Raw genomic sequence first — 7,346 nt, 5'->3', positions numbered from 1 at the left:
CGTCATCTACCGCACGCCCACCAGGGACTGGTCGGCCGAACTGTCGGACGCCGCGATCGTGCGTAATTCAGATGACGCCAGGACGCTGCTCGCCGAATCCGTCGCCGACGACGTCGGCGCAGTCGGTGCCTACATCGCTCCGGTGCGGCTCGCGAACGACGGCCGGATCGAGCCCGGCAACCTGCGCGAACGGATCCGGCGCACCGGCATTACCATCGGACTGCCGGTTCAGGTTTGAGGCATTCTTCCATGTACGCTTACGACGAAATCGACCGCACGCTGGTCAATGAGCGCGTCTCCGAATTTCGCGACCAGGTGAAGCGCCGCCTCTCGGGCGAGCTCACCGAAGACGAGTTCAAATTGTTGCGACTGCAGAACGGCGTCTATCTGCAACTGCACGCCTACATGTTCCGCGTCGCGATCCCCTACGGCACGCTGGCCTCGAACCAGTTGCGGCGGCTCGCCCATGTCGCGCGCACCTACGACCGCGGCTACGGCCATTTCACCACGCGGCAGAACATCCAGTTCAATTGGATCAAGCTCGCGCAACTGCCGGACGCGTTGGCCGACCTCGCGGAGGTCGGCATCCATGCGATGCAGACCTCCGGCAACAACATGCGCAACGTCACCTCGGACCAGTGGGCCGGCGTCGCGCCCGGCGAGATCGAGGATCCCCGCATCTGGTCGGAGCTGTTGCGCCAGCACACCACGTTGCACCCCGAGTTCTCGTTCCTGCCGCGCAAGTTCAAGATCGCGATCACGGCAAGCGACCACGACCGCGCGGCGATCAAGATCCACGACATCGGCCTGCGCCTGACCAGGAACGAGAAGAGCGAGACCGGTTTCGAGGTGCTGGTCGGCGGCGGGCTCGGCCGCACGCCGTTCATCGCCAAGACCGTCAAGCACTTCGTCCACGGCCGCGACATCCTGAGCTACGTCGAGGCGATCCTGCGCGTCTACAACCAGTACGGCCGCCGCGACAACATCTACAAGGCGCGCATCAAGATCCTGGTGCACGAGCTCGGCATCGAAAAATTCGCGCAGGAGGTGGAGGAGGAGTGGCGGCACATCCGCAACGGCTCGCTGCAGCTCGACGACGGCGTGATCGAGGACATCCGCGCCCACTTCACCTACCCGGCCTACGAGAAGCTGCCGCACATGCCGGACGAGCTGCGCGCCGCCGCACACGATCCCGCGTTCGAGGCGTGGCGCAAGAACTCGGTGTTCGCGCACAAGGTCCAGGGCTATTCGATCGTCACGATCTCGCTCAAGCCGGTGGGCAGTCCTCCGGGCGATGCCACCGCCGAACAGATGGATGCGCTCGCCGATCTCGCCGACAAGTACTCGTTCGGCGAGATCCGGGTCGGTCATGAGCAGAACCTGGCGCTGCCGCACGTCACCAAGCGCGACCTGCCGGCGTTGTGGAAGGCGCTCGACAGGCTCGGCCTCGCCACGCCGAACGTCGGCCTGATCAGCGACATCATCGCCTGCCCGGGGCTCGACTATTGCTCGCTGGCCAATGCGCGCTCGATCCCGGTCGCGCAGGAGCTGACGCGGCGCTTCGCCAATCACGAGCTCGCCAACCTGATCGGCCGTCTCCACATCAACATCTCCGGCTGCATCAATGCCTGCGGCCATCACCATGTCGGCCATATCGGCATTCTCGGCGTCGAGAAGAACGGCGAGGAGGTCTACCAGATCACGATTGGAGGCCGCGCCGACGAGAACGCCGCGCTCGGCAACCTGATCGGGCCCGGCGTCAAGTTCGACGAGGTCGCCGACGTGATCGAGGATATCGTCGAGGCCTATCTGGCGCTGCGCGAGCGGCCGGAAGAGCTGTTCATCGACACCGTGAAGCGCCTCGGCGTCGAACCGTTCAAGGAGCGGGTCTATGCCACTCGTTAAGGGCGGAAAGATCGTCGAGGATCCCTTCGTGAGGCTCGCCGACGATGCGCAGACGCCTGCGGTCGGTGACATCCTGGTGTCGGCCGATCGCTTCCTCGGAGATCCGGAGGGCCTGCTCGCGCGCGCCGGCCGGCTGGGGATGATCTGGCCGAACAATCGCGACATCGATGCGCTGGTGCCGTATCTCGGCAGGCTTGCGGCGGTGGCGCTGGTGTTTCCGGTCTTCCGCGACGGCCGTGCCTACAGCCAGGCAAGGCTGTTGCGCGAGCGCTATGCCTGGCGCGGCGAGCTGCGGGCCACCGGCCAGGTGTTGCGCGATCAGTTCGTGTTCATGCTGCGCGCGGGCTTCGACACGTTCGACGTCAGGAAACAGGCCGACGCGGAGGTCTTTGCCCAGACCGTGAAGCGCTATTCGGTGTTCTACCAGCCGACCGGCGACGGTCGTATCACCGCCTTGCACCGGCGCATGCAGCTGCGTCATGCCGAGGGCGTCAGCCCATGACGGCCGTCGCGTCTCAGGCTGCGCCGGAATCGACCCTGACGCTTGCGGGAGAGCTCGACCGCGCACTGCGCGATGCGTCGCCTGCGGAGGTCGTCGCGGCGGCGCTGAAGGCGGTCGGGCGCGATCATCTCGCGCTGGTGTCGTCGTTCGGCACGGAGTCGGCCGCGCTGCTCAAGGTGATGGCGGACGTCGATTCGGGGATTGCCGTGATCTTCCTCGATACCGGCTGGCTGTTCGAGGAGACGCTCGCCTATCGCGACACGCTGATCGCGACGCTCGGCTTGCGCGACGTTCGCTCGATCAAGCCGTCGGAGGAGATCCTGTCGCGCGAGGATCCCGATCGTGAGCTCTGGTTTTCCGATCCGGACGCCTGCTGCCGCATTCGCAAGGTGGAGCCGCTGGCCCGTGCGCTGAAGCCGTTCTCCGCCTGGATCAATGGCCGCAAGCGGTTCCAGGGCGGCGCGCGGGCGGCGATACAAGTGGTCGAGGAAGACGGCGTGCGGCTGAAGTTCAATCCCTTCGCCAACGTCTCGCGCGCGGAGATCGAGGCGATCTACGCAAGTGCCGGCTTGCCGCAGCATCCGCTGGTCGCGTCCGGGTTCCTGTCGGTGGGCTGCATCCCCTGCACCAGCCGCGCAGCCGAGGGCGAGGACCCGCGCGCCGGCCGCTGGCGTGGCCGCGCCAAGACCGAATGCGGCATTCACACGACCAGGACGTCCTGAGGCGCATCCGCCGGTCGTCCGCTGGGTCCCGCGGAGCCGGGGCTATCCGGCCGAGACGCGAATTCCCGCCCACCGTTCACTATTCAGCCACGGTTGGTATGCAACAACGGCCCGTTCCTGGGGGCTTGTCCATGCGCGCCGCGGCCGCAATTCTCATCACTTTCCTTCTCGCCGGCTGCGCCACCGAGGCGCCGATCGAGCAGCCGTCGATGTATGCCGATATGGCCGTTCCCGGAGCCCGGCTCGATGCGCAGGCTGCCGCGGTGATGATCTCGCAATACCGCCAGAACAACGTCCTCGGCAGCGTCGTGATCGATCCCGACCTGATGAAGCTCGCCGAATCGCAGTCGCAGGCCATGGCCGCCGCCAACAAGATGGACCACGACGTGCGGGCGCCGCTGGCGAGGCGCCTGACCGGCGCCGGCTATCCCGCGACAGTCGCGGTCGAGAATATCTCGGCCGGCTATCACACGCTGGCGGAGGCCTTTTCCGGCTGGCGTGACTCGCCGCCGCACCGGGCCAACATGCTCAAGAGCGGTGTCACAAGAATGGGCATCGCTGCAAGCTACGCTCCGAACACCAAATACAAGGTGTTCTGGACCATGATTCTGGCGTCAACCGAGACCAGGTGAAACGGGTCCTGCATCTCCGGCCAATTGACGTTGCCGTGAAGGGCCGCCACGCTGGGCCGCGATCTGCTATTGATCCATCATGACCGATCCTCACAGCCCGGCATCGAACAAGGTCCCCGCCAATGCAGAGCGCGTTCTGGTGCTCCAGGGTGGCGGCGCGCTCGGCTCCTACCAGGCCGGCGCTTTTCAGGCGCTGTGCGGCTACGGCTTCGAGCCGGAATGGGTCGCCGGAATTTCGATCGGCGCGGTCAATGCCGCCATCATCGCCGGCAATGAAGGCCTCACCCGCGTCAAGCGGCTGAAGGAATTCTGGGAGATGGTCTCGGCGCCGGTGCCGTGGACGCCGGTCGTCAACGGCGACCACAACCGCGAGCTGTTCAATTCGACGAGCGCCGCGCTGGTCGCGACCTTCGGTGTGCCGGGCTTCTTCACCCCACGCATTCCGCCGGCACCGCTCTGGCCGCCGGGCCACCCCGAGGCGCAGAGTTATTACGATACCGCGCCCCTGAAGAGAACGCTGGAGCGGCTGGTCGATTTCGACCGGATCAACGACCTGAAGACGCGGCTGTCGGTCGGCGCGGTCGGCGTCACCTCGGGCAATTTCAAGTATTTCGACAATGTCGAGCTCAGGAGGCTCGGCAAGCGGATCGGCCCCGAGCACATCATGGCCTCCGGGGCGCTGCCGCCGGGCTTCCCGTCGGTCATCATCGATGGCGAGCACTATTGGGACGGCGGCATCGCCTCCAACACGCCGCTCGACTACGTGCTGGATGCGAAGGCCGACCGCGACCTCCTGATCTTCCAGGTCGACCTGTTCAGCGCGCGCGGCGAGTTGCCGACGTCGCTGCTCGATGCCGCCGAGCGCGAGAAGGACATCCGCTTTTCCAGCCGCACGCGGATGAACACCGACAAGAACAGGCAGCTGCGCAACACCCGCAGGGCATTGCGCGACCTCATCGGCAAGCTGCCCGCCGAGTTGAGGAGCGATCCGTCGGTCGAAATCCTCGCGAAGGCAGCGTGCGAAAATACCGTCACGGTCGTGCATCTGATCTACCGCAGCAAGACCTACGAGATGTCGTCCAAGGACTACGATTTCTCCCATGTCGCCATGGTCGAGCACTGGGAGTCCGGCGTGCGCGACGTGCATCTGTCGATGCGCCACAGGGACCAGCTCGAGCAGCCGCAATCCGGCGAGACCATGGTGGCCTACGATCTGACGAAGGACGTCTCCGCGTCCCCGTCCTCAACCAGGAGCGAATGAAATGGGTAGCTTGACAGGCAAGAACGCCGTTGTAACCGGCTCGACCAGCGGCATCGGGCTCGCTTATGCGCGCGCCTTTGCGCAGGCCGGCGCCAACGTCGTCATCAACGGATTTGGCACGCCCGAGGACGTCGAGAAGGAACGCTCGACCATCGAGAAGGACTTCAAGGTGAAGGCGGTCTATTCGCCGGCCGACATGAGCAAGCCCGCCGAGATCGCCGGGATGATCGCGCTCGGCGAGAAGACGTTCGGCTCGGTCGACATCCTCGTCAACAATGCCGGCATCCAGTTCGTTTCGCCGGTCGAGGAGTTCCCGATCGAGAAGTGGGATGCGATCATCGCGATCAACCTGTCGTCGGCGTTCCATGCCATCCGCGCCGCGGTGCCCGGCATGAAGAAGCGCGGCTGGGGCCGCATCATCAACACGGCGTCCGCGCATTCGCTGGTCGCTTCGCCCTTCAAGTCGGCCTATGTGTCGGCCAAGCACGGCATCGCCGGGCTCACCAAGACGGTGGCGCTGGAACTCGCGACCTTCAAGATCACCTGCAACTGCATCAGCCCGGGCTATGTCTGGACGCCATTGGTGGAGAAGCAGATTCCCGACACCATGAAGGCGCGCAACCTCAGCCGCGAGCAGGTCATCAACGACGTCTTGCTGACGGCGCAGCCGACCAAGGAGTTCGTCACCTCCGAGCAGGTCGCAGCGCTCGCGCTGTTCCTCTGCAGCGACGACGCCACGCAGATCACCGGCGCCAATCTCTCGATCGACGGCGGCTGGACCGCGGCCTGAGGGGCGAGCCGTTCAGCGGCTCCACGCCAATGCGGTGACGATCGCCGACGACAGGTTGAGCTCCGCGAATGCGATCTTGCCGGCGACCACGATGAGGACGCTGGCAAGCGCGGCGCGGAGCACCGTCTCCGGCACGCGCGCAGCGCTGTAGCTGCCGATGACGATGCCCGGCAGCGAGCCCATCAGCAGCACGCCCATCAGCGCCCAGTCGACGTCGCCGAGCGCCCAATGCCCGGCGCCGGCGACCAAAGTCAGCGGCACCGCATGCGCGATGTCGGATCCGACGATGGTTGCGATCGGCAGGCGGGGATAGAGCAGGAGCAGCGCGGTCACGCCGACCGCGCCCGCGCCGACGGAGGAAATCGAGACCAGCACGCCGAGCAGCGCGCCAACGAGCACGGTTCCGATTGCGGTGGTCCGGGCGTCCATCCGCTCGACGCGCCGGCGAAACTGTGCCATCAGCGACTTGCGGAAGATCAGCGAGGCCGCGGTCAGCATGAGCGCAAAGCACAGCACCAGATTGACCAGGTTGCGCTCGGCATCGCTCTTGAGATCGAGCTTCCACAGCACCAGCAGCGTCGCTGCGCTCGCCGGGATGCTCCCGCTGGCGAGCCGGAACACGGCCGGCCAGTGCACGCTGCGCGACCAGCCATGCACCACGGTTCCGGCCGTCTTGGTGCCGGCGGCATAGAAAAGGTCGGTGCCGACCGCGGTCGACGGATGAATGCCGAACAAGAGGATCAGCAGCGGCGTCATCAGCGAGCCGCCGCCGACGCCCGTCATGCCGACAAGCAGGCCGACGCCGAATCCCGAGGCGACGTAGAGCGGATCAATCATCTCTGCAGAACTTAGGTTTATCCCGTCAGTCAGGCAAGACGACGTAGAATGAACTTGCCAGTCGGCGCAACGGATCGAAGCAAATAAGAAAAAATCAGCCGAATGCCGGCGCTCCGTAGTTATTTTGCCCAAATCGGCGCGATCCGGCGAAATTTGCGGCTTGCCCCGCAGGCGAAGCGGAACCGAAAGCGTCGGGTAGTTCCTTCTTCTGGTCGAGTCCGGGCTCAAGGATACTGCGACCAGGTTCATTCAGGCCTGTAGGTGGCCGCCGGGATGTATGGCGGATGTGGAGAACATCGATGGCGTCGCCGCGTATGCGGTAGAATATTCGAAATGGATAGCGGACGACCGACGCCACCCGCACCTGGGAGCGTTGCGCAACGCGCGGCGACGATAGCGGTGCACGTCCTATGCGCTCGATCACATCGAGAAATCGTCGCTCGACGGCCTCGGCAACCCGGGGATTCGCGTTGGTCGCCTAGTAGTTTGCGATGTCGGCAAGATCGGCGAGCGCTCGTCGGGAATAGACGAGCTTCATCCGCGGCGGAATTTCGTGAACGCGGCTGCGACATCAGCAGCTGCGACATCAGCATCGGTCGCGACGTCACCGAGATCGATAGAGGCGATGGCGGCATCGATGATCCGCAGCTCCTCCGCGGTCGCCGGATATTCGCCGCCGCGAAGCTCGCTCTCGATC

Annotated in this window: 8 protein-coding genes and 1 pseudogene; 7 read left to right on the top strand and 2 right to left on the bottom strand. The window is 65.3% G+C overall.

Going from position 1 to position 7,346, the window contains the following annotated elements; translation table 11 throughout:
* From KGM94_RS21890 to KGM94_RS21860, 7 genes are all read left to right on the top strand, one after another.
* The coding region (locus tag KGM94_RS21890) for a DUF2849 domain-containing protein (protein WP_300264027.1) at positions 1 to 238 on the top strand (238 nt) is incomplete at its 5' end.
* 11 nt (positions 239 to 249) lie between these two features.
* Positions 250 to 1,905 carry a nitrite/sulfite reductase gene (locus KGM94_RS21885; protein WP_300264025.1) on the top strand — a complete coding sequence of 552 codons (1,656 nt, stop codon included), beginning with the start codon at positions 250 to 252 and terminating at the stop codon, positions 1,903 to 1,905.
* Positions 1,892 to 2,407, top strand: a complete 516-nt coding sequence (locus tag KGM94_RS21880; RefSeq protein ID WP_300264023.1) for a DUF934 domain-containing protein — start codon at positions 1,892 to 1,894, stop codon at positions 2,405 to 2,407. Before KGM94_RS21885 ends, KGM94_RS21880 begins: the two co-directional genes overlap by 14 nt.
* Positions 2,404 to 3,129 carry a phosphoadenylyl-sulfate reductase gene (locus tag KGM94_RS21875; RefSeq protein WP_300264021.1) on the top strand — a complete coding sequence of 242 codons (726 nt, stop codon included), beginning with the start codon at positions 2,404 to 2,406 and terminating at the stop codon, positions 3,127 to 3,129. The genes KGM94_RS21880 and KGM94_RS21875 overlap by 4 nt, the downstream gene beginning before the upstream one ends.
* Positions 3,130 to 3,260: 131 nt before the next feature.
* Positions 3,261 to 3,761: a CAP domain-containing protein gene (locus tag KGM94_RS21870; protein WP_300264019.1), complete on the top strand. Its 501-nt coding sequence runs from the start codon at positions 3,261 to 3,263 to the stop codon at positions 3,759 to 3,761.
* A 79-nt stretch (positions 3,762 to 3,840) separates the two neighbouring features.
* Positions 3,841 to 5,022, top strand: a complete 1,182-nt coding sequence (locus KGM94_RS21865; RefSeq protein ID WP_300264017.1) for a patatin-like phospholipase family protein — start codon at positions 3,841 to 3,843, stop codon at positions 5,020 to 5,022.
* Between the two features lies 1 nt (position 5,023).
* Positions 5,024 to 5,812, top strand: a complete 789-nt coding sequence (locus KGM94_RS21860; protein ID WP_300264015.1) for a 3-hydroxybutyrate dehydrogenase — start codon at positions 5,024 to 5,026, stop codon at positions 5,810 to 5,812.
* A gap of 12 nt (positions 5,813 to 5,824) precedes the next feature.
* On the opposite strand, the gene KGM94_RS21855 is transcribed toward KGM94_RS21860, so the two are convergent.
* The gene (locus KGM94_RS21855) at positions 5,825 to 6,649 is read right to left on the bottom strand and encodes a sulfite exporter TauE/SafE family protein (RefSeq protein ID WP_300264013.1); all 825 of its coding nucleotides are present in this window, start codon (positions 6,647 to 6,649) and stop codon (positions 5,825 to 5,827) included.
* Positions 6,650 to 6,743: 94 nt separating this feature from the next.
* Positions 6,744 to 7,109 (bottom strand): annotated as a pseudogene (locus KGM94_RS21850) (type II toxin-antitoxin system RelE/ParE family toxin); the annotation flags it as partial.
* Between the last annotated feature and the right edge of the window lie 237 nt (positions 7,110 to 7,346).

The organism is Bradyrhizobium sp. (assembly GCF_028868675.1).
In the GTDB taxonomy this organism is placed as follows: Bacteria; Pseudomonadota; Alphaproteobacteria; order Rhizobiales; family Xanthobacteraceae; genus Bradyrhizobium.
Note: the sequence above shows the minus strand (reverse complement) of the source record. Positions and strands in the feature narration are given on the sequence as shown.

Coding starts and splice junctions, on each gene's coding strand:
- KGM94_RS21885 (WP_300264025.1), top strand. CDS start 250: ATGTACGCTTACGACGAAATCGACCGCACGCTGGTCAATGAGCGCGTC.
- KGM94_RS21875 (WP_300264021.1), top strand. CDS start 2,404: ATGACGGCCGTCGCGTCTCAGGCTGCGCCGGAATCGACCCTGACGCTT.
- KGM94_RS21865 (WP_300264017.1), top strand. CDS start 3,841: ATGACCGATCCTCACAGCCCGGCATCGAACAAGGTCCCCGCCAATGCA.
- KGM94_RS21860 (WP_300264015.1), top strand. CDS start 5,024: ATGGGTAGCTTGACAGGCAAGAACGCCGTTGTAACCGGCTCGACCAGC.
- KGM94_RS21870 (WP_300264019.1), top strand. CDS start 3,261: ATGCGCGCCGCGGCCGCAATTCTCATCACTTTCCTTCTCGCCGGCTGC.
- KGM94_RS21855 (WP_300264013.1), bottom strand. CDS start 6,649: ATGATTGATCCGCTCTACGTCGCCTCGGGATTCGGCGTCGGCCTGCTT.
- KGM94_RS21880 (WP_300264023.1), top strand. CDS start 1,892: ATGCCACTCGTTAAGGGCGGAAAGATCGTCGAGGATCCCTTCGTGAGG.